Annotated in this window: 19 protein-coding genes; 13 read left to right on the plus strand and 6 right to left on the minus strand. The window is 58.8% G+C overall.

Features of this window, described 5'->3' with window-relative positions:
- Positions 1–24 precede the first annotated feature (24 nt).
- Both BM225_RS13135 and BM225_RS13140 read left to right on the plus strand, forming a co-directional pair.
- Positions 25–1,239 carry a biopolymer transporter ExbB gene (locus tag BM225_RS13135; RefSeq protein WP_072704800.1) on the plus strand — a complete coding sequence of 405 codons (1,215 nt, stop codon included), beginning with the start codon at positions 25–27 and terminating at the stop codon, positions 1,237–1,239.
- A gap of 3 nt (positions 1,240–1,242) precedes the next feature.
- Positions 1,243–3,198, plus strand: coding sequence for a peptidoglycan -binding protein (locus BM225_RS13140; RefSeq protein ID WP_072704803.1), 1,956 nt, complete (start codon positions 1,243–1,245; stop codon positions 3,196–3,198).
- Between the two features lie 50 nt (positions 3,199–3,248).
- On the opposite strand, the gene BM225_RS13145 is transcribed toward BM225_RS13140, so the two are convergent.
- The 3 genes from BM225_RS13145 to gloB all read right to left on the minus strand — a co-directional run bounded on the left by BM225_RS13145 (position 3,249) and on the right by gloB (position 7,468).
- Positions 3,249–4,205 carry a M23 family metallopeptidase gene (locus BM225_RS13145; RefSeq protein WP_072704806.1) on the minus strand — a complete coding sequence of 319 codons (957 nt, stop codon included), beginning with the start codon at positions 4,203–4,205 and terminating at the stop codon, positions 3,249–3,251.
- The gene (gene clpA, locus BM225_RS13150; RefSeq protein ID WP_072704809.1) at positions 4,206–6,542 is read right to left on the minus strand and encodes an ATP-dependent Clp protease ATP-binding subunit ClpA; all 2,337 of its coding nucleotides are present in this window, start codon (positions 6,540–6,542) and stop codon (positions 4,206–4,208) included.
- 155 nt (positions 6,543–6,697) lie between these two features.
- Positions 6,698–7,468: a hydroxyacylglutathione hydrolase gene (gloB, locus tag BM225_RS13155; RefSeq protein WP_072704812.1), complete on the minus strand. Its 771-nt coding sequence runs from the start codon at positions 7,466–7,468 to the stop codon at positions 6,698–6,700.
- Positions 7,469–7,531: 63 nt separating this feature from the next.
- On the opposite strand from gloB, the gene BM225_RS13160 reads away from it, so the two are divergent.
- The 7 genes from BM225_RS13160 to BM225_RS13190 all read left to right on the plus strand — a co-directional run bounded on the left by BM225_RS13160 (position 7,532) and on the right by BM225_RS13190 (position 13,852).
- The gene (locus BM225_RS13160) at positions 7,532–8,275 is read left to right on the plus strand and encodes a methyltransferase domain-containing protein (RefSeq protein WP_072704814.1); all 744 of its coding nucleotides are present in this window, start codon (positions 7,532–7,534) and stop codon (positions 8,273–8,275) included.
- A 256-nt stretch (positions 8,276–8,531) separates the two neighbouring features.
- Positions 8,532–9,092 carry a F0F1 ATP synthase subunit delta gene (locus BM225_RS13165; RefSeq protein ID WP_177218625.1) on the plus strand — a complete coding sequence of 187 codons (561 nt, stop codon included), beginning with the start codon at positions 8,532–8,534 and terminating at the stop codon, positions 9,090–9,092.
- A complete protein-coding gene (gene atpA / locus BM225_RS13170; RefSeq protein WP_072704820.1) occupies positions 9,093–10,631 on the plus strand; it encodes a F0F1 ATP synthase subunit alpha in 1,539 nt (512 codons plus the stop codon). It abuts the gene before it with no gap.
- A gap of 18 nt (positions 10,632–10,649) precedes the next feature.
- The gene (locus tag BM225_RS13175) at positions 10,650–11,522 is read left to right on the plus strand and encodes a F0F1 ATP synthase subunit gamma (protein WP_092464800.1); all 873 of its coding nucleotides are present in this window, start codon (positions 10,650–10,652) and stop codon (positions 11,520–11,522) included.
- 21 nt (positions 11,523–11,543) lie between these two features.
- Positions 11,544–12,965: a F0F1 ATP synthase subunit beta gene (atpD, locus tag BM225_RS13180; RefSeq protein WP_072704827.1), complete on the plus strand. Its 1,422-nt coding sequence runs from the start codon at positions 11,544–11,546 to the stop codon at positions 12,963–12,965.
- A gap of 22 nt (positions 12,966–12,987) precedes the next feature.
- Positions 12,988–13,386 (plus strand): ATP synthase F1 subunit epsilon, encoded by a 399-nt coding sequence (atpC, locus tag BM225_RS13185; protein WP_072704830.1) that lies wholly within the window; start codon positions 12,988–12,990, stop codon positions 13,384–13,386.
- Between the two features lie 115 nt (positions 13,387–13,501).
- Positions 13,502–13,852 carry an H-type lectin domain-containing protein gene (locus tag BM225_RS13190; protein ID WP_072704833.1) on the plus strand — a complete coding sequence of 117 codons (351 nt, stop codon included), beginning with the start codon at positions 13,502–13,504 and terminating at the stop codon, positions 13,850–13,852.
- On the opposite strand, the gene BM225_RS13195 is transcribed toward BM225_RS13190, so the two are convergent.
- Positions 13,849–14,871: a ribose-phosphate pyrophosphokinase gene (locus tag BM225_RS13195; RefSeq protein ID WP_072704836.1), complete on the minus strand. Its 1,023-nt coding sequence runs from the start codon at positions 14,869–14,871 to the stop codon at positions 13,849–13,851. The two genes, BM225_RS13190 and BM225_RS13195, sit on opposite strands and share 4 nt — an antisense overlap.
- 102 nt (positions 14,872–14,973) lie before the next feature.
- On the opposite strand from BM225_RS13195, the gene BM225_RS13200 reads away from it, so the two are divergent.
- The 4 genes from BM225_RS13200 to BM225_RS13215 all read left to right on the plus strand — a co-directional run bounded on the left by BM225_RS13200 (position 14,974) and on the right by BM225_RS13215 (position 20,493).
- Complete coding sequence (locus tag BM225_RS13200) at positions 14,974–15,573, plus strand: 2-hydroxychromene-2-carboxylate isomerase (RefSeq protein WP_072704839.1); 600 nt, start codon at positions 14,974–14,976, stop codon at positions 15,571–15,573.
- A gap of 236 nt (positions 15,574–15,809) precedes the next feature.
- Complete coding sequence (polA, locus tag BM225_RS13205) at positions 15,810–18,617, plus strand: DNA polymerase I (RefSeq protein ID WP_072704842.1); 2,808 nt, start codon at positions 15,810–15,812, stop codon at positions 18,615–18,617.
- Between the two features lie 96 nt (positions 18,618–18,713).
- Positions 18,714–19,478 carry an alpha/beta hydrolase gene (locus BM225_RS13210; RefSeq protein ID WP_177218626.1) on the plus strand — a complete coding sequence of 255 codons (765 nt, stop codon included), beginning with the start codon at positions 18,714–18,716 and terminating at the stop codon, positions 19,476–19,478.
- A gap of 82 nt (positions 19,479–19,560) precedes the next feature.
- The gene (locus tag BM225_RS13215; RefSeq protein WP_072704854.1) at positions 19,561–20,493 is read left to right on the plus strand and encodes a cation diffusion facilitator family transporter; all 933 of its coding nucleotides are present in this window, start codon (positions 19,561–19,563) and stop codon (positions 20,491–20,493) included.
- Here the strand turns inward: BM225_RS13215 and BM225_RS13220 are convergent.
- The gene (locus tag BM225_RS13220) at positions 20,490–20,726 is read right to left on the minus strand and encodes a DUF2798 domain-containing protein (protein ID WP_072704857.1); all 237 of its coding nucleotides are present in this window, start codon (positions 20,724–20,726) and stop codon (positions 20,490–20,492) included. The two genes, BM225_RS13215 and BM225_RS13220, sit on opposite strands and share 4 nt — an antisense overlap.
- Before the next feature lie 92 nt (positions 20,727–20,818).
- On the minus strand, positions 20,819–21,394 hold the full coding sequence (locus tag BM225_RS13225) for a DUF1285 domain-containing protein (RefSeq protein WP_072704860.1): 576 nt from the start codon (positions 21,392–21,394) through the stop codon (positions 20,819–20,821).
- Positions 21,395–21,467 lie beyond the last annotated feature (73 nt).

Genomic DNA, 21,467 nt, shown 5'->3' on the forward strand with positions numbered 1-21,467 from the left:
CTCTGGGGGCAGGGGGCATCACGCATGAACCGCGAGTCCGAGCCGCAATTTTCGCAGCCGATCCGGCAGATTTTCTTAATGGTTGTGGCTTTGGGGCTGACCGGAGCAGGGGCCTCTTTCGCTTATGGCGTTGTCCGCCCGTTGTTTGTGGCGAACCCTTGGCTGAACGGCACAATCGCACTGGTTTTTGTGTTTGGCGTTCTGGCTTGCTTTGTGCAGGTAGGGCAGCTGATTGCCTCGGTCCGATGGATCGAATCCTTTGCGGCTGATCAAGTTGACCAATCCGTTCGCCCGCCGCGTCTGCTGAAACCGTTGGCTGCACTGCTGTCCTCGCGCGGGCGCCTGATGAAGATCAGTTCGACCGCCGCGCAATCCATTCTGGACAGTTTGGCCACACGGATCGATGAAGCGCGAGAGATCACGCGCTATGTCGTGAACCTGCTGATTTTCCTAGGTCTGCTTGGGACATTCTACGGTCTGGCGACCACAGTGCCGGCGGTTGTGGACACGATCCGCAGTCTCGCGCCGTCAGAAGGCGATAGCGGTTCAGAGATGTTCTCGCGCCTTATGACGGGGCTAGAGAGTCAGCTTGGCGGGATGGGCGTTGCGTTCTCCAGCTCGCTCTTGGGTCTTGCGGGCTCTCTCGTGGTCGGATTGCTGGAACTCTTTGCGGGCCACGGTCAGAACCGCTTTTACCGCGAACTCGAAGAGTGGCTGACCTCGATCACCCGGCTTGGGTATGTGGGCGACACCGAAGGCGCGAGCCCAGAGCAAGGCGCGATGGTGCAAGTCCTCGAACAGATGGCCGACCAGATGGAGCAGATGCAGGGCGCATTGCTCAGTTCAGACAACCAGCGCAACACCTTGGACGAACATTTGGCGCACCTGACCCGCGCCGTTGACCGCATGGGCGAAAAGCTGGCGCTGATCGACAACTCTGATCTGTCCCATGGCTTGCAGCAGATTGCGAATGGCCAGCAGCAGGTTGTCGATGCGCTGCATATGGCAATTGCACAGGGCCAACAACAAAGCAGCGCGCCTGGCGTGCCCGATGACGAAGCGCGTATGCGCCTGCGCTCGATCGATCTGCAAATGCTGCAACTGCTCGAGGATATGAACTCCGGCCGCCAAGAGACCCTGTCCGAATTGCGGACCGATATCGCCGCGCTGACGCGCGCGGTGCAGCGTTTGGGCGCGTCCGAAGGTGCAATGGGCCGCCGTGCCCGAGACGAGGGCTAAGCCATGGCTCTGTCTCGCAGAACGGGTCAACGGTTTCAGGGATCAATCTGGCCGGGTTTCGTCGATGCGATGACCGGTTTGCTGCTGGTGCTGATGTTTGTTCTGACTATTTTTATGGTCGTCCAATCGGTGCTGCGCGAACAGATCACGGGGCAGGAAACCCAGATTCAGGATCAAGAAGTGCAGCTCGGCGCCTTGGGTGCTGAGATTGCCGCCCTGTCCCAAGCGCTCGGGCTCGCCGAAACCAAGGCTGCCGGTCTTGAGACGCAGGTTGGCGAGCTGACCGCAACCCTGTCCGCCACGCAGGATCAGGTTGACGCGCGTACCGCCGAGCTGAACGCCGCCCAAGAACAGATCACAGCCTTTGAGGCGCGGGTGGCCTCTTTGCTGTCGCAGCAGTCAGATCTGGAGGCAGAGCGCGACAGCCTGAATGCGTCCTTGTTGACTGCACGCGAAGAACTGGACGCTCAGGCAGAGGCGGCGCAATTGGACGCAGCGCGCCGTGCCGCACTCGAAGCGATGGTGCAAGATCTTGAGGCACAAGCCGCCGAGCAGGCGGAGGCGCTGTCGGATGCCGAAGCTGCCCGCCTTACCGAGGCCGAAGCTGCCGCCGCCCTGCGCAAGCGGTTGGAAGAGGCTGATACCGAACTCACGGCTATGACTCTTGCGCTCGAGCAACAGCGCCAAGAGGCAGAGGATACGCTGACCAAACTCGCCGCCGCAAATGCTGTGCAGGACGAGCTAAATCAGCGGTTGGCGACAGTCATTCTGGCGCGAGATGCGCTGAAAGACGAGCTTGATGCGCTGTCGGCGGAAACTGCAGATAGCGACGCCGCCCGCGCGGAACTTGAGGCACGTCTGCAGGCGGCACTCGCCGCACAAGCTGGCGGGGAAGAGGCCGCAGAGCGCGTGATGTCCCTAGAGGATCAGCTGGCCGCTGCTTTGGCCGCGCGCCAGGACACCGAAGCAGAGCTTGAACGCCTGCGCCAACAGGGCATTACCTTGGACGATCAGCTTGCGGCTGCACTGGCGCTGCAAGCAGAGGCTCAAGCCGATGCGGAAACCGCAGAAAGCCGCGCTGCCGAAGCCGAGCAAGCCTCGGCCGATCTTCAGGCCCAATTAGCTGCCGCCCTCGCTGCCCAAGAAGAGGCTGAAACCCAACTCAGTGCCGCCGAACAGCGCAATGCGATTTTGGCCGCCGCACAGGATGCCCTGACCGGCCAAGAGGCGCAAACCGTCGAGGCAGAACGGAAAGTCGCTCTGCTGAACCAACAGCTGTCGGCCCTGCGCAACCAATTGGGAGAATTGCAGTCCCTGCTGGACGACGCCCAAGAGCGCGATGCCGCCGCGCAAGTGCAGCTGCAATCCTTGGGGTCGGACCTGAACGCGGCTCTGGCCCGCGCGGCTGCCGAAGAGCGCCGTCGCCGCGAGTTGGAAGAAGCCGAAAATGCCCGTCTCGCCGAAGAGGCCACGCGTCTCGCCGCCGAAGCCGAAGAATTGTCGCGCTATCGGTCCGATTTCTTTGGCCGCCTGCGTGATTTGCTTGGCAGCCAAGAGGGCGTTCAGATCAAGGGTGATCGCTTTGTCTTCTCCTCTGAGGTTCTGTTTGATCAGGGGGACGCCACATTGTCTGGCGAAGGGCGTCAACAAATCGGCAATGTCGCTCAAATCCTGCAAACCGTGGCGGATGATATTCCTGCGGGCATAGACTGGATTTTGCGTGTGGATGGGCACACCGACAACGTGCCGCTGTCTGGTTCCGGTCAGTTCGCAGATAACTGGGAGCTCAGCCAAGCCCGTGCGCTGTCGGTGGTGCGTTACATGGTGAATCAACTTGGCATTCCGCCAAATCGTCTGTCGGCCAACGGCTTTGGGGAGTTCCAACCAATCAACCCGGAAAACACCGCCGAGGCCCGTGCGCAGAATCGCCGGATCGAACTGAAGTTTACCGAGAGATAAAGAAAGGGCGCCACGCGGGCGCCCTTTTTTGCCTAGCCGTGGATTTTTGCCTAGCCGTGGATTTCGGCTTGCGTGACACGCCGATCAACGAGCCGCCCTTCACGAGAGACCGAGACGAGGCCCGTGTAGCGCCCTGTTGGCCAGCCTCCCTTTGGGGCCTTGAGGCCACCTGCGCGGAAGTACTGCGCTTGCTGGCGATCTACAGTCACGTCATGGCGGAAAATCTCGCCATGGGGGCCCGTGATCAGAAATGACATCACATCGCCGGACTGCGCACCGTAGGCATAGCCCCACAGAACCAGCGGTTCGTTACGGGCGATATCGGCCTCAGGCAGCCCCTGCTTGATCGCGTCGTATTCAGGCACGGCGTCGGACAGCCCCAGATCCAGAATCGCTGATGGTTGGTAGGCGATATCTTTGGCCCAAAGGGATAACTCGCTGTCGGCGCAGCTATCGGTATTCGGTGCAAAGGGATCGACGACAGCGCCGTTGTGGCGGACCGACAGGTGCAGATGCGGGAATTGGGTGCGGCCACTAAAGCCGACCTGTCCTAGAGGTGTACCTGCGGTGACAGTGTCACCATCCAGAACCCTCACGGACCCTTGGGCCATGTGGCAGTACTGGGTTTCCCAGCCATTGCCGTGATCAATGACAACGCCATTGCCGCAATCCCGCCCCTCGATCTCGTCGCTGGAGGTGTTGTCGAGGCCCAGATCAGGCATTCCATCGCGCACGCCGCGGACGCGTCCGTCCGCAGCGGCCAGAACGTCAACACCGTTTAAACGATCCTCATGTGTGGCGAGCGCGAAGTCTGTGCCCTTGTGACCGTCGTAGCTGAGTGTGCCGCAGGTGAAATCCTTGGCCTCTGGGCCAGGGTCACGGTCTGTGAATTGCTGGATAAAACAGGTTTTGCCTAAAGTGCAGTCAATGGGAAGTTGCAGGGAAATATCCTGCGCCAAAAGCGGAGAAGCCCCCGCCGTTATAGCGAGGGCAATCAAATGTTTCATTTAGTTTGCCGTAAGTAATGGAGGCTTTTTGCCAGAAGTTAACCGTTTGCTATCCGGCCCCGAGATTTCGAGCTTCAGCTCTCCATCCTCAACGCTGACTTTGACGATGCCGCCTTTGGTCAGCTGACCGAACAACAGCTCCTCGGCCAGCGGCTTCTTGAGGTTCTCCTGAATGACACGACCCAGCGGGCGGGCGCCCATCTTGTCGTCGTAGCCTTTGTCGGCGAGCCATTCGGCAGCAGGTTGCGTCAGCTCGATATGGACGTTGCGGTCCATGAGTTGCGCTTCCAGCTGCAGAACGAACTTCTCGACGACCTGCAGGATGACCTCTTTGGGCAGCGGACCAAAGCTGATCACCGCATCCAGACGGTTGCGGAATTCCGGAGTAAAGGTGCGCTCCACGGCGGCGGTATCTTCGCCCTCGCGGCGGTCGCGGCCAAAGCCAACTGCGGCCTTTGCCATATCCGCAGCACCCGCGTTCGAGGTCATGATCAGAACCACGTTGCGGAAGTCCACAGTACGCCCGTTGTGGTCGGTCAGGCGCCCGTTGTCCATCACCTGGAGCAAGATGTTGTAGACATCCGGGTGCGCCTTTTCGATCTCGTCGAGCAGCAGGACACAGTGCGGATGTTGGTCCACGCCATCGGTCAGCAGCCCGCCTTGGTCAAAGCCCACATAGCCCGGAGGCGCACCAATCAGTCGGCTGACCGCGTGCTTCTCCATGTACTCGGACATGTCGAAGCGCAGGAGTTCCACACCAAGCTGATCAGCCAGCTGCTTTGCGACTTCTGTCTTACCCACGCCGGTCGGACCCGCGAACAGGTAGTTGCCGATGGGCTTCTCGGGTTCACGCAAGCCAGCACGGGACAGTTTGATCGCGCTGGATAGGGCGACGATGGCATCGTCCTGGCCAAAGACTACGCGCTTCAGGCTGTTCTCCAGATCCTTCAGAACCTCGGCATCGTCTTTGCTGACGTTCTTTGGGGGGATGCGGGCGATCTTGGCTACGACGCCTTCAATCTCTTTGACGCCGATGGTTTTGCGGCGCTTTGATTCTGCCACCAAGTGCTGCGCAGCGCCTGCCTCGTCGATGACGTCGATCGCTTTGTCAGGCAGCTTGCGGTCATTGATATAGCGCGACGACAGTTCCACAGCAGACTTGATCGCGTCCGAGGTGTAGCGAATGTCGTGGTGCTCTTCGAAATAGGGCTTCAGGCCCTGCAGGATCTTGATGGTATCCTCGACACTGGGCTCCGACACATCGATCTTCTGGAAACGGCGGCTCAGAGCGCGGTCCTTTTCGAAGTGCTGGCGGAACTCTTTGTAGGTCGTCGAACCCATGGTGCGCAGCTTACCGCCCTGAAGCGCAGGCTTCAGCAGGTTAGACGCGTCCATCGCGCCACCAGACGTCGCGCCCGCACCGATGACGGTGTGGATTTCGTCGATGAACAGAACTGCGTCGGGGTGATCCTCGAGCTCGGTTACAACGGCCTTCAGGCGTTCCTCGAAGTCACCACGGTAGCGGGTGCCCGCCAGCAGCGCGCCCATATCCAGCGAGTAGATGATGGTGTTTTTCAGGACGTCAGGGGTCTGTCCCTTGATGATCTTGCGCGCGAGACCCTCGGCGATGGCGGTTTTGCCTACACCGGGATCACCCACCAGAAGCGGGTTGTTTTTGCGGCGGCGGCAGAGCACCTGAATGCAGCGCTCGACCTCTTCTCCGCGACCGATCAAAGGATCGACATCGCCTTTGGTGGCTTTCTTGTTCAGGTCCACGCAGTATTTGGCCAGCGCGGATTCCTTGTTTTCGCTCGGGTTGGGACCGTCGCGCTCGACGTTTTGCGCCTCTTCCTGCTCGGTCGCACCGGTAACAGGACGGCTTTCGCCGAACGAGGGATTTTTGGCGACGCCGTGGGCGATGAAGTTCACCGCGTCGTAGCGGGTCATGTCCTGCTCTTGCAGGAAGAACGCGGCATTCGATTCGCGCTCGGCAAAGATCGCGACCAGAACGTTCGCGCCAGTGACTTCGGTGCGGCCCGAGGACTGCACATGAATGGCGGCGCGCTGGATCACGCGTTGGAAAGCAGCGGTGGGGACCGCTTCGGAACCATCGACTTCGGTGACTAGGTTGGAGAGGTCATCATCAATATATTCGACGAGCGTGCTCTTGAGTTCGCTCAGGTCCACATTGCACGCGCGCATGACCTGAGCCGCATCGGGTTCATCAATGAGGGCCAGCAACAGGTGCTCCAACGTCGCAAACTCGTGCGAGCGTGCGTTGGCGAGCGCCAATGCCGAATGGATTGCCTGTTCGAGAGTATTCGAGAATGAAGGCACTGGGGGTGCTCCTCTTGATCGGGGTCAGAGGGGCCCGAGGCCCCAACCAACCGTGGCCTGCATAAGTTAAAGTTTGGTCGTTCCGCGCGGCTCTTCAAGAGAAAACTTGGAATTATCCGACCAAATAGGAGTACGCGGATGATCTTTGTGATGGGTTAAAAGGCATCTTTCATCTCGCGGATACGAGCAAATACTGAGGAATCTGCTGCATGAACCATGCCAAGCGCCTCTTTCACATCGCTGTTACTCGCCCGCAAAAACGGATTCGTTTTAAGCTCAGTTTCGAGTGAAACGGGCACCGTGGGCTCATCCTTGGTGCGTTTTGCGGCGATTTCTTCGGCCCGTTTCTGCAGTTCAGGATTCTTTGGTTCGACCGTCAGGGCGAATTTTGCGTTGGATGCCGTGTATTCGTGGCCCGAGTACACCATGGTTTCGGGAGGCAGGGCAGCCATCTTGGACAGGCTCTCCCACATCATCTCGGGGGTGCCTTCGAACAGGCGGCCACATCCCAACGCCATCAGGCTGTCAGCAGAAAAGAGCGCTGCGCTGCCCGGGAAATAGAAGGCAATGTGCCCGACGGTATGCCCCGATACATCTATAACGCGGCCGGTTTCCGCACCGACTTGCACAACGCTGTCTTCTTTGACCTTCAGGTCAAGCGGGGGCATCCTGTTCTGGTCCGCCTCGGCTCCGACGACACGCGCTTGGGGGAAGCGCTCTAGCATATCAGGCACGCCTTGGACGTGGTCGTGGTGATGGTGGGTCAGGAGAATGACGTCGGCCGACCAGCCCTTGGCATCCAGAGCGTTTAGGATGGGACCGGCTTCGGGAATGTCGATGACTGCGGTTTCGCCCGTTTCAGGGTCATGCGCCAAATATGCGTAATTGTCCGCTAGGCAGGGAACTGTAATGATCTCGAGGGGCATGGCGTTTCCTGTCGCTATTGCTATTGTTCCCCAAGAGACTGACCGAAGGGGCACCAAGGCGCAATGCATCTGGACGTGCAAGATCTGCGAAATTTCTACTATCGCAGCGCTTTGGGGCGGGCCGCGCAGCGCGTGATCCGCGATGAAGTCCTGCGCTTCTGGCCCGAAGCACGCGGGCAGTCCGTTCTGGGATATGGCTTCGCTGTTCCGCTTTTGCGGCCCTATTTGCAGTCGGCACGCCGGGTAACGGCGCTGATGCCGGGCCCGCAGGGGGTCATGTCTTGGCCAGCAGGGATGCCAAATGTCTCTGTCCTGTGCCAAGAGGCAAACTGGCCGATCGAGACAGGCCACATCGATAAGTTGATTGTCATGCACGGGCTCGAAACCTCAGAGCAACCGGATCTGGTTCTGGAAGAGGCGTCTCGCGTTTTAGGGCCGGGGGGCAGCGCTATCTTTATTGTGCCAAACAGGGCAGGGGTCTGGTCGCGTCGGGACATCACGCCGTTTGGCTACGGCCGTCCCTTCAGTGCCCGCCAGCTTGAGGTGCAGCTTCAGCGCAGCGGGTTCCAGCCAAAGCGGACCAGCTCCCTCTTGCACCAGCCACCATCGCACCGTCGTTTCTGGCTGCGCTCTGGTCAGTTGATTGAAAAAGTAGCCCGCACCGCAGGCGCCGGCCTGCCCGGCGGTGTCATCCTTCTTGAGGCGCAGAAACTGACGCAGGAACCGTCCGGCGGCGGGACCGCAGTGTCGACGCGCCCGCTCAAGGTTCTGGCCGGTCTCGCTTCGCCCGAAGCGAAGCCCGCCTGACCCCGAGAGAATCGGATTCGAATTTAAAAATGTGGGCTCATGCGGCACTTTGCAGCATTCCGTGCGATTAATTTGCCCGTCTCAACAAATGCTAGCGCCATCTACGACTTTAAAAGTGTGATCCAATGTTGCTAGGTGCGTCACCCTCTGCTAAGTCCTGCGCGATTTCGATGCCCTTAGGGATAATACCTACGGGCAAAAACGCCCCCGATACGACATTTCGACGGGTCGGGGCCAAGACATCGGAAGGGTGGACGTGTCCGAACCAGCTTCGATCTCCTTCGGCATCGCGCAACGCTATGCCTCTGCCGTATTTGATCTCGCCCTCGAGACCAAATCGCTCGACTCCGTTGAGAAGGACGTAGACGCGCTGGCTGCCGCATTGGCAGGTAGCGATGATCTTCGTGAACTGATCAACAACCCCGTTTACACGCGTGAAGAGCAAGGCGCTGCGATTGCCGCAGTTGCAACTCAAATGGGCGTGAGCAGCATCGTGAAAAACACGCTGGAGCTGATGGCTTCCAAGCGTCGTCTGTTCGCCATGCCGCAGCTGATCGCAGCTATGCGCGAGAAGATTGCAGCCTACAAAGGTGAAGTCACCGCTGAGGTTGTCAGCGCCACGGCTCTGTCCGACGCGCAAAAGGACAAACTTGCAGCCGCTCTGAAAGAGAGCGTCGGCAAGGACGTGAAGATTGAAGCCGCCGTTGATGAAGCTCTCATCGGTGGTCTCGTTGTTAAGGTGGGCTCGAAGATGGTCGATACCTCGATCCGCTCCAAGCTCAACGCCCTACAGAATGCAATGAAAGAGGTCGGATAAATGGGTATCCAAGCAGCCGAAATTTCTGCGATCCTAAAGGAGCAGATTAAAAACTTTGGCCAAGACGCCGAAGTGGCCGAGGTTGGCCGCGTTCTTTCCGTCGGTGACGGTATTGCGCGCGTTCACGGTCTGGACAACGTTCAGGCTGGTGAAATGGTCGAATTCCCCGGTGGCATCCAGGGCATGGCGCTGAACCTTGAAACCGACAACGTCGGTGTCGTTATCTTTGGTTCGGACCGTGACATTAAAGAAGGTGACACCGTTAAGCGCACCAACTCGATCGTGGACGTTCCCGCTGGCGAAGGCCTGCTGGGTCGCGTTGTCGACGGTCTGGGTAACCCCTTGGACGGCAAAGGCCCGGTAGAATTCACCGAGCGCCGCGTTGCTGACTCCAAAGCGCCTGGCATTATCCCCCGTAAATCGGTTCACGAGCCCATGGCGACCGGCCTCAAAGCCGTTGACGCGATGATCCCGATCGGCCGTGGCCAGCGCGAGCTGATCATTGGCGACCGTCAGACCGGTAAAACTGCCGTTGCTCTGGACGCGATCCTGAACCAGAAGTCGTACAACGACGCTGCTGGCGGCGACGAAAGCAAGAAGCTGTACTGCATCTACGTTGCGGTTGGCCAAAAGCGTTCGACCGTTGCTCAGCTGGTGAAGAAGCTGGAAGAAACTGGCGCGATTGAATACTCGATCGTCGTTGCCGCTACCGCTTCGGACCCCGCACCCATGCAGTTCCTGGCTCCCTACGCCGCGACCGCAATGGCTGAGTACTTCCGTGACAACGGCAAGCACGCCCTGATCATCTACGATGACCTGTCCAAGCAGGCCGTGTCGTACCGTCAGATGTCGCTGCTGCTGCGTCGTCCCCCGGGACGTGAAGCGTACCCCGGCGACGTTTTCTACCTCCACTCGCGTCTGCTCGAGCGTTCGGCGAAGATGGGCGACGATCACGGCGCAGGCTCGCTGACCGCGCTGCCGATCATTGAAACTCAGGGCGGCGACGTTTCTGCGTTTATTCCGACCAACGTGATCTCGATCACCGACGGTCAGATCTTCCTCGAAACCGACCTGTTCTATCAGGGCATCCGTCCTGCTGTGAACACTGGTCTGTCGGTTTCGCGTGTGGGTTCGTCGGCTCAGACCAACGCAATGAAAACTGTTGCAGGTCCGGTTAAGCTGGAACTGGCTCAGTACCGCGAAATGGCTGCATTTGCTCAGTTCGGCTCGGACCTCGACGCCGCAACCCAGAAGCTGCTGAACCGTGGTGCGCGTCTGACCGAGCTGATGAAACAGCCCCAGTACGCACCGCTGACCAACGCTGAAATCGTCTGCGTGATCTTTGCCGGTACTCAGGGTTACCTGGACACCGTCGCAGTAAAAGAAGTTGGCCGCTACGAAGCTGGCCTGCTGAAGTTCCTGCGCACCCAGAAGAAAGACCTTCTGGACTGGATCACCAACGAAGATCCCAAGATCAAAGGTGATGCAGCGGACAAGATCAAAGCGGTTCTCGACGAATACGCCAAGACCTTCGCATAAGCCCGAAAGGACTGGATTATGCCAAGCCTTAAGGACCTCAAAAACCGGATCGAGAGCGTGAAATCCACGCGCAAGATCACCAAGGCCATGCAGATGGTGGCCGCCGCAAAACTGCGGCGGGCACAGGATGCAGCCGAGGCAGCGCGCCCCTATTCGGAGCGTTTCAATGCTGTCATGGCAAGCCTTGCAGCATCGGTTGGTGGTTCTGACACGGCACCCCGCCTTCTGGCGGGGACCGGGTCGGACCAAGTACAACTTCTCATCGTGATGACCGCGGAACGTGGTCTTTGCGGCGGCTTCAACAGCTCGATCGTGAAGCTGGCCCGTCAAAAGGCAGCGGAACTGAAAGCAGCTGGCAAAACGGTTAAAATTCTGACTGTTGGCAAAAAAGGCCGCGAACAGCTCAAGCGTGATCTGGGTGATCTCATGATCGGCCACGTGGACCTCTCCGAGGTGAAGCGTGTCGGTTACGACAATGCACAGGCCATCGCAAAGGATGTACTGGCGCGTTTCGACGCTGGTGAATTCGATGTGGCGACCATCTTCTACGCCCAATTCCAGTCGGTGATTGCGCAATTGCCGACCGCACAACAGATCATTCCTGCCCAGTTCGACGACGCTGGCGAGGAAAACGGTCCGCTCTATGACTACGAGCCCAGCGAAGAGGCCATTCTGGCTGACCTGCTGCCGCGCGGCGTCGCGACCCAGATCTTTGCGGCTCTGCTGGAAAATGGTGCATCGGAGCAGGGCGCTCGGATGTCGGCAATGGACAATGCGACCCGCAACGCGGGCGACATGATTGACCAGCTGACCATCGAATATAACCGCTCGCGTCAGGCCGTCATTACGAACGAGCTGATCGAAATTATCTCGGGCGCTGAGGCGCTCTAAGGAAATCGGAGAAACAACGACATGGCAAACGCAGTCGGCAAAATTACGCAGGTCATCGGCGCTGTCGTTGACGTGCAGTTCGAGGATGCCCTTCCGGCAATTCTGAACGCGCTCGAGACTGACAACAATGGTAAGCGTCTGATCCTGGAAGTTGCGCAGCACCTCGGTGAAAACACCGTGCGTACCATCGCAATGGACGGCAGCGAAGGTTTGGTTCGTGGTCAGGCAGTGACTGACCTTGGCCAGCCCATCTCGGTGCCTGTAGGCAACGCAACTCTGGGCCGCATCATCAACGTCGTGGGCGAGCCCATCGACGAAAAAGGTGAACTGGCCGCGACCGAAACCCGTGCGATCCACCAGCCCGCACCTGAATTCATTGAGCAGTCGACTGCTTCGGAAATTCTGGTGACCGGCATCAAGGTGATCGACCTTCTGGCGCCCTACTCGAAGGGTGGTAAGATTGGTCTGTTCGGCGGCGCCGGCGTGGGCAAAACCGTTCTGATCATGGAACTCATCAACAACATCGCAAAAGTGCACTCCGGTTTCTCGGTGTTCGCGGGTGTTGGCGAGCGTACTCGTGAAGGTAACGACCTGTACCACGAGATGATCGAATCGAACGTTATTAAGCCCGACAACCTGTCGGAATCGCAGGTTGCTCTGGTTTACGGCCAGATGAACGAACCTCCGGGAGCACGTGCACGAGTTGCTCTGACCGGTCTGACCCTGGCAGAACAGTTCCGTGACCAGTCCGGTACCGACGTTCTGTTCTTCGTCGACAACATCTTCCGCTTCACTCAGGCGGGTTCGGAAGTTTCGGCTCTGCTCGGCCGTATTCCTTCGGCGGTGGGCTACCAGCCGACCCTCGCGACCGACATGGGCGCGATGCAGGAACGCATCACCTCGACCAAGCAGGGTTCGATCACCTCGATCCAGGCCGTTTACGTTCCCGCGGACGACCTTACCGACCCCGCACCCGCGACCACCTTCGCACACCTCGACGCAACAACCGTTCTGTCGCGTGCGATTTCGGAACTCGGCATCTACCCCGCGGTTGACCCGCTGGACTCGTCGTCGCGTATCCTCGATCCGGGTATCGTCGGTGAAGAGCACTACCAGGTTGCTCGTGACGTTCAGGGTATCCTGCAGAAGTACAAGTCGCTGCAGGACATCATTGCCATCCTTGGCATGGACGAACTTAGCGAAGAAGATAAGCTGACCGTTCAGCGTGCGCGTAAAATCCAGCGCTTCCTGTCGCAGCCCTTCGACGTTGCGAAAGTCTTCACCGGTTCGGACGGTGTTCAGGTTCCGCTGGAAAAAACTATCGCGTCGTTCAAAGCGGTTGTTGCCGGCGAATACGATCACCTGCCCGAAGCAGCCTTCTACATGGTTGGCGACATCGACGAAGTGATCGCGAAAGCCGAGAAGCTGGCAGCTGCTGCCTAAACCCTGCGGAAGGAGGCCCTGAATGGCTGATATGGTTCAATTCGATCTGGTCTGCCCCGAGCGTAGCCTCGCATCGGGCAAAGCCAGCGAAGTACTGATCCCCGGCGCCGAGGGCGAACTGACCGCGGGCCCCGGCCACGAGCCGATGCTGACCACTCTCCGTCCCGGTTTCCTCCGGGCGGAGCTGGAAGGCGGAGCGAAAGACTTCGTTGTGACCCATGGGTTCGTCGAAGTTTCGGCTGAATCGGTTTCGGTGATTGCCGAGCGCGCTTTTGCAGCGGCCGACGTTGCCCGCCCCGATCTGGAAGCGATCCTCTCTGAGGCGCGTGAACGGATGGAGCAGGCGGCTGAGGACGAAGAGCGTCACGGTCTGGAACGCTTTGTTGCCGATCTGGTGCACTTGATCGACCAGATGGACTAACGTCCACCGACACAAACTATACGAAAGGCCCGCCTTGCATTCAGAAGGCGGGCCTTTTAGTTTTTCCGGCTAAGGTTAGTTTTATTTAAATAAGTTACGCGGTATCTGAAGTGGCATGAAGCGTCTCAACACCTTTCAGGTCGGAATCGACAGCGGCGATATTGTGCTCTTTTCGGATTTCGAAGAGGGCGGAGAGATGTGGCGTGGCTCTGGCCCGCGTGACCGCGTGAAAAAGATCAAATTTTCTGCGATCTACCAAGACCCACCGTCAGTGACGGTCGGTCTGTCCCTGTGGGATCTGGACTCGGACACCAACGTGCGCGTCGAGATCGCGGCCGAGAATATCACTGTTCGGGGATTTGATCTGGTGTTCCGCACGTGGGGGGACACCCGAATTGCCCGTGCTCGGGCGTCGTGGCAGGCCATTGGCAGCCTGCCACATGAAGATGACTGGCAGCTCTATTAAGCGCCGTTGCCGTTATACAGGCCTTCGTAGATCGGCACCAGCGTATCGGTTTCGAACAGCGACGAGACCGAAGTACCATTCCAGATGTTCAGGATACCCTGCGCAAACACGGGCGCGGTGGGGACGATCCGGATATTCGGGCAATCGAGGATTGCTTGGGTCGGCTCGATGGTGTCGGTGATAACGAGGCTCTTCATGACCGACTTGCTGACGCGCTCGACCGCAGGGCCGGACATAACGCCGTGGGTGATGTAGCTGTGTACCTCGGTCGCGCCTGCGTCCATCAGAACCTCAGCGGCTTTGCAGAGCGTGCCAGCAGTGTCGCAAAGGTCGTCGACGATGATACATTTCTTGCCAGTCACATCACCGATCACGGTCATTTCTGCGACTTCACCGGGCTTCTCGCGGCGTTTGTCCACAATCGCCAGCGGGGCGTTGATCCGCTTGGCCAGTTCGCGTGCACGGGCCACACCGCCAACGTCCGGCGAGATCACCATGACGTCTTCCATGCTGCCGAAGTGGTGCTGGATATCCAGTGCGAAGATCGGCGCCGCGTACAGGTTGTCGACGGGGATGTCGAAGAAACCCTGAATCTGCGCAGCGTGCAGGTCCATGGTCAGGATCCGCTCGATCCCGGCACGGGTCAGCATGTTGGCAACTAGCTTGGCGCTGATAGGGGTACGGGCCTTGGTGCGACGGTCCTGACGGGCATAGCCGAAGTAAGGGATCACTGCGGTGATGCGGCCGGCCGAGGAGCGGCGCAGGGCGTCAGCCATGATCAGAAGTTCCATCAGGTGGTCGTTCGCCGGCTTCGACGTCGACTGGATGATGAACATGTCTTCGCCACGGACGTTCTCGAAAACCTCGACAAAGATTTCGGCATCGTTAAAGCGTTCAACACGGGCATCGACCAGACCCACATTCATCCCGCGATGCATCGACATACGCCGTGCAATTGATTTCGCGAGGGTCATGTTGGCATTGCCAGAAATCAGCTTAGGTTCGGTGAGAGAGGGCATGAGCTGCGTCCTAGAAGGGGAGTTATGACGGATTCGTGACGTTGGCTTCGCTTAACACGCGGTAACCTTTACGCCAAGCAACGGAAGCATGGGAGGGCTCCAATGCCGCATATCGACTACTACTTTTCAACCCTGTCGCCCTACGCCTACCTCGCCGGACAACGTCTAGAAGAGATTGCGTCCAAACATGGGGCAGGGGTCACCTATAAACCGCTTGATATTATGTCGCTGTTCCCACGCACCGGCGGCGCCGCGCCCAAGGATCGGCACCCCGCGCGTCTGGACTACCGCGCCCAAGAATTGCCGCGACAAGCCAAGAAATCCGGTCTGCCCTTTAATCTGAAGCCGATGTTTTGGCCGACAAACGCCGCGCCTTCGAGCTATGCGATCATCGCTGCGCAAAAAGCAGGTGACGGGGATGTGGGCGCCTTGGTCCATACCATTCTGCGCGCCACATGGGCCGAGGAAAAGGATATCGCCCAAGACGAAGTGGTTCGCGACGCACTGCAGGCTTGCGGTTTTGATCCTAAGCTGGCCGACAGCGGCCTGCTCGTCGGGGCAGAGACCTATGCGGCTAATCTAGAAGAGGCCGTATCACTCGGGGTTTTTGGTTCTCCCTTCTATATTGTCGACGGGACTGAGAAGTTTTGGGGACAGGACCGACTTGATGATTTGGACGCTTTCATGGCAGGGGACCTCTAAGCTCCGATCTAGATGCTATAGTCCGAGGATCTGTATCCACCAAATGTAGTGTGCGAAGGGCAATGATTTGAAATTACAGGAAATAGAGAAATACTGTGTTTTGAGCGCAGGCCCGCTCGTTTCACTGCGCGCAGCACGCTGATCAGCCGCTCGAGTGGCGCCACCTGTTGATCGGCGCTGGAAGAGGCGTTCCGGACGTGGCATTACCTGACCCAACAGCAGGAAGGAGCGCATTCATGAGCACGACATTCGGCAAAGGCTGCCATCTGCACCTCATTGACGGGTCCGCTTTCATTTTTCGGGCCTACCATGCGCTGCCGCCTCTGACCCGCAAGTCAGACGGCCTGCCGATCGGTGCGGTCAGCGGGTTTTGCAACATGCTCCAGCGCTATGTTGAGGGCACGGCTGGGGCGGACGCGCCTACCCACATCGCCGTGATTTTCGACAAGGGCAGCCATACCTTCCGTAATGACATGTACGACCAGTACAAAGCCAACCGCGAGGCGATGCCCGAGGACCTGCGTCCACAGATCCCGCTGACCCGCGAGGCGACTCGCGCCTTCAACATCGCCTGCGAGGAGATGGAGGGCTACGAGGCCGACGACATTATCGCGACTCTCTGCCATCAGGCGCGGGATGCGGGCGGACGTGTCACCATCGTGTCCTCGGACAAGGATTTGATGCAGTTGGTGGGCGATGGCGTCGTGATGTTTGACGCCATGAAGAACAAGCTGATCGACCGCGAAGGCGTCGAAGAGAAATTCGGTGTGGGACCAGAACGCGTCGTGGACGTACAGGCTCTGGCCGGTGACAGCGTGGACAACGTGCCCGGCGCGCCTGGCATCGGGATCAAGACCGCAGCGCTCTTGATCAACGAATACGGAAGCCTTGAGGACTTGCTCGACCGTGCCGAAGAGATCAAGCAGCCGAAACGGCGCCAGACCCTGATCGAAAAGCGAGAACAGATCGAGCTGTCCAAGAGGCTTGTAGAGTTGGACTGCAAAACGCCTCTGGAATTCACGCTGGATGATCTGGAAATCCGCGACCCCGATCCAGAGGTGCTGCTTGGCTTCCTTGCCAAGATGGAATTCCGCACCCTGACTAAACGGATCGCCGACGCGCTGGACGCTGAAGCACCGGTGATCGAGGACAAAGCGCCGACCGCGCCTGACGCAGCCGACGCCGCTCAGGTCGAGGATATTCCTTTCGCGCCCGAGAATTACACCTGCCTGACCGATCCCGCGCAGCTGGAAGAGTGGATCGCAGTCATCCGCCAGCAGGGCTATGTGGCCATCGACACCGAAACCACCGCACTCGACGAGATGGTCGCTGATCTGGTTGGCGTGTCCCTGTCCACCGAGGCGGGCAAGGCCTGCTACATCCCCGTCGGGCACACCACCGGCGATGGCGATCTGTTCGGCGGCGCTGAAAAGGCCGAAGGGCAGATGGACTTCGACACCTGCCTGTCGCTGCTGAAACCAGTGCTGGAGGATGCTTCGGTGCTGAAGATTTTCCAGAACGCCAAGTACGACATCAAGATTTTCCAGAATTACGGGATCACGGTGCAGGGCATCGCGGACACTATGTTGATGTCCTATGCGCTTTATTCCGGTTTGCATGGGCACGGTATGGACGCCCTGTCTGAACGCTATCTGGGGCACAATCCGATCCCGATCAAAGAACTGATCGGCAGCGGCAAATCCATGATCACCTTTGACAAGGTCGATGTGGAAAAGGCGACCCGCTATGCAGCCGAGGATGCGGATATCACCCTGCGCCTCTGGCAGAAGTTCCAGCCCGAACTGCACCGCGAAAAGGTGACCCGCGTGTACGAACGTCTGGAACGCCCCTTGGTCCCCGTGCTGGCCCAGATGGAGCGTGAAGGCGTGCTGGTGGACCGCGACACCCTCAGCCGGATGTCAAACGCCTTTGCCCAGAAAATGGCGATGCTCGAGGAAGAGATCCACGAGCTTGCGGGCGAAAAGTTCAACGTGGGCAGCCCCAAACAGCTTGGCGAGATCATGTTCGACAAGCTCGGATACGAGGGCGGCAAGAAGGGCAAGACCGGCGCCTATGCCACAGGTGCCGATATTCTAGAGGACTTGTCGACCGAGCATGAACTGCCCGGCCGCGTTCTGGACTGGCGTCAACTGTCCAAGCTGAAATCGACCTACACCGACGCGCTGCAAGACCACATCAACCCCGACACGGGCCGCGTGCACACGAGCTATATGCAGACCGGCGCAGCAACGGGGCGTTTGTCCTCGACCGATCCGAACCTGCAGAACATCCCAATCCGGAGCGAAGAGGGGCGCCGCATCCGCGAGGCGTTCATTGCGCCCGAGGGCAAGGTTCTGGTCGCGCTCGACTATAGCCAGATCGAACTTCGGATTCTGGCCCACGTCGCGGGGATCGACAGCCTGAAAGAAGCATTCCGCGAGGGGCAGGACATTCACGCCGCCACCGCGTCCGAAATGTTCGGCGTGCCGCTGGATGAAATGACCCCCGAGGTGCGCCGTCAGGCCAAAGCGATCAACTTTGGCGTCATTTACGGCATTTCCGGCTTTGGTCTGGCCCGCAACCTGCGCATTCCACGCGCCGAAGCGCAGGGCTTTATCGACCGCTATTTCGAGCGTTTCCCCGGCATAAAGGACTACATGGATGACACCGTGACCTTTGCCAAAGAACACCTGTTCGTGGAAACAATGTTTGGCCGCAAAATCCACACGCCCGAGATCGCAGCCAAGGGGCCTCGGGCCGGTTTTGCCAAGCGTGCGGCGATCAACGCACCGATTCAGGGCACCGCTGCCGATATCATCCGCCGCGCCATGATCCGGATGCCTGACGCAATCGCTGATCTGCCTGCAAAAATGCTGCTACAGGTGCACGACGAATTGCTGTTCGAAGTGGAAGAAGGCGCGGTCGATGATTTGATCAAAACGGCCAAGGATGTGATGGAAAGCTCTGCAATGCCTGCTATCCATTTGGATGTGCCTTTGATCGTAGACGCGGGCCGTGGGCGAACTTGGGCCGAGGCGCATTAATCCCTGAAAACTCTGGAACAATCCCCCGAATTTTGTGTTATCTTGCAGGAGATTTGGGGGAGCAGTGTTTTGAAAGTTCCAAAGAATTTTGTATTTTTGCATCGCGGACTCACATTGCGGGCCAGCTTTTATCAGGTGCCTGCTCCGATAGATTACGTGGTCCTGAATCATGGCTTCTCGAGCAACCGGTATGGCACTGGCCGTTTGCTGGTTCAGATCGCCCGCGCCCTGCATGATGAGGGGTACGCAGTGCTGGCCTTTGACCGCTTGGGGCATGGTGAGAGTGATGGTGAATTCTCGGAAATCACAGCCTCGGACGAGGTGCGCCAACTGGAAACCGTTCTCGACACCATGAAGCAACGGGTTGGCCGCCCAATGCACGTCGTAGGACACTCTTTGGGTGGAATGGGTGCCGCTGTTCTGGCCGGTGAACGGCCGGATTTGATGAAATCCCTGAACCTATGGGCTCCGGCTGCAAGCTTTGTCGAGGATATCAATGCGGGCCATATTATGGGCGATCCGCTGCCTGAGAACCCCGAAGAAGAGCTATTCGATTTCGATGGCCAAGGCGTTGGTGCGCCGTTCATCAATGATGCGCGTGCGTTCGATCCCTACAGGGGGCTGGGTAATTACGACGGGCCCGTAAATCTGCACCACGCCGAAGATGATCCAATCGTGCCAATCCGCGCGTCAGAGAGGTACCTGTCGCTGTGGGGCGAACAAGCGCGCCTGCATCGTTACAGCATCGGCGGGCATGGGTGGACGCAGTTGGGAGCACGTAAGCGGCTGATCCAGCAGACTGTCGCCGATATCGAAGCCTGTTCTGACATGAGCGACACTGGCCTGCGCGCCGCCTCCTGATCTGCGTCGATTTTCTCGCAATCGTCTCTTGCGGCCCAAAGGCAAACGCGGGACCTTGGGGTGACAGAAAAAGGGGCACACCATGGGGCATTCCCACAGCCATCACGGCCAACACGGGCATCATCACCATCACATTGATCCCGAGGCTGGCGACCGTCAGGTAGCCTTTGCTGTCGCAATCAATTTGTTGCTGACTGTGGCGCAGATCGTCGGGGGTGTCATTTCGGGATCGATCGCGCTGATCGCGGACGCGGTCCATAACCTAAGCGATGCGATCTCTCTGCTCATCGCGTTCTTTGCGCGCAAGATCGCGCGACGTCCTGCTGACGCGCAGATGACCTTTGGTTATGGGCGGGCAGAGATGGTGGCCGCGCTCGTAAACTACACCACGCTGATCGTGATCAGCCTCTACCTCGCGTGGGAGGGGGTGCAGCGCCTGATTGACCCGCCCGCGATTCAAGGCTGGACCGTAGTAATCGTCGCGGGGATTGCGCTGGTGATTGATCTGGCGACCGCGCTCTTGACGCTCAAATTGTCCAAGGACAGCGCCAACATTCGCGCGGCCTTTGTGCACAATCTGTCTGATGCGCTGGGATCATTGGGTGTGATCATCGGCGGCGTATTGGTCATTCTGTACGACTGGCGGCTGATCGACCCGATCATCACGCTCCTGATCGCGGGTTATATTTTGTGGCTTGCGGCAACCGAAATCGGACCGGTGATCCGCAACCTGATGCTGGCCAGCCCGCCCGATCACAGCGCCGAAGATCTGTTGAACCACATACAGGGCGAAGAAGGCGTTGCCGCCGCGCATCATCTACACCTATGGCAGATGACAGAGCATGAGGCCGCGCTGCAGGTGCATGTGGTGGTGTCCGATCCGGACTGGTCCTCGGCCATGGTCATCCGCGACCGTGTGCGCGCGATGCTGACAGACAAGGGGATCAGCCACGTAACGCTGGAGATCGAGACGGCGTCAGAGGCGTGTCCAAACGCCCCTGCAATCGGTCATTAGGCCGCGTCGGGGGACCGCACCAAGAGCGCCACGAGGCGGCGTGCAATTGGCGCAACCACAAGAACGGCAGGGAAGGCGACCAGCCAGCTGGAGCCCCACGCACCCATCCATTCGGCGACAAAGTTGGGAACAAACCCGAGCGCACGATAAGTGGCAATGCCGGACACAAGGCAGGACATCATCCCCGACAGCAGCAGGCTAAAGAGGTAGGGGGCGAACTTGGGATGGATCATAATGTCGGTCCACTCTCAGAAAATATAGAGGAAACAGAATATCTGAGTGGGTCGTGATGTGAAGGCGTCATTCCCGCACACTCGAACCTGCGTTATTCCAATTCTGCCGATGGAATGATGGGAAAGAACTGGCCGCTAGACATGATCCCGAACCAGCTGACTCCGTTGTGATCCTGATGCTGGCCTAGGTCAATCAGACGGTAAAAGCTTTTGCGGTCGATCAGAGCCTCCAGGTCGTCACGGACATGGACATAGGGCGAGGGCTCGCCTGTCTCTGGGTCGCGGATCACACGGATTGGGTGCTCTGGCCCCGCAGCGGTCTGGTCTCCGACATTTGTTTGAAATGTCAGAACGGCGTTTTCCTCGGTCCCCGCCACCTCAAAATCAATGGCAACGAATGGCGCGTCATCGACCGTTATGCCCACCTTCTCGACCGGAGTGACAAGGAAGTACTTTCCGTCCTCGCGCTTGAGAATCGTGGAAAACAGTCGGACCAAGGGGGCGCGACCGATTGGCGTTCCGTTATAAAACCATGTGCCGTCCCGCGCGATGCGCATGTCCAGATCGCCGCAAAACGGCGGGTTCCATTTGTGGATCGGGGGGAGGCCGCCTTTGGAAGCAGCACGGGCTGCGGCAGCGATGTCATCTGCGGATGGCTTCACGGTCATGTGTTTTTAGTTCCCTTTTGCCATTTCGGATTCCTGAGATACCCTTAGTCCATATAGCATTCCCCAGAGCAGG

Source organism: Donghicola eburneus (assembly GCF_900115865.1).
In the GTDB taxonomy this organism is placed as follows: Bacteria; Pseudomonadota; Alphaproteobacteria; order Rhodobacterales; family Rhodobacteraceae; genus Donghicola; species Donghicola eburneus.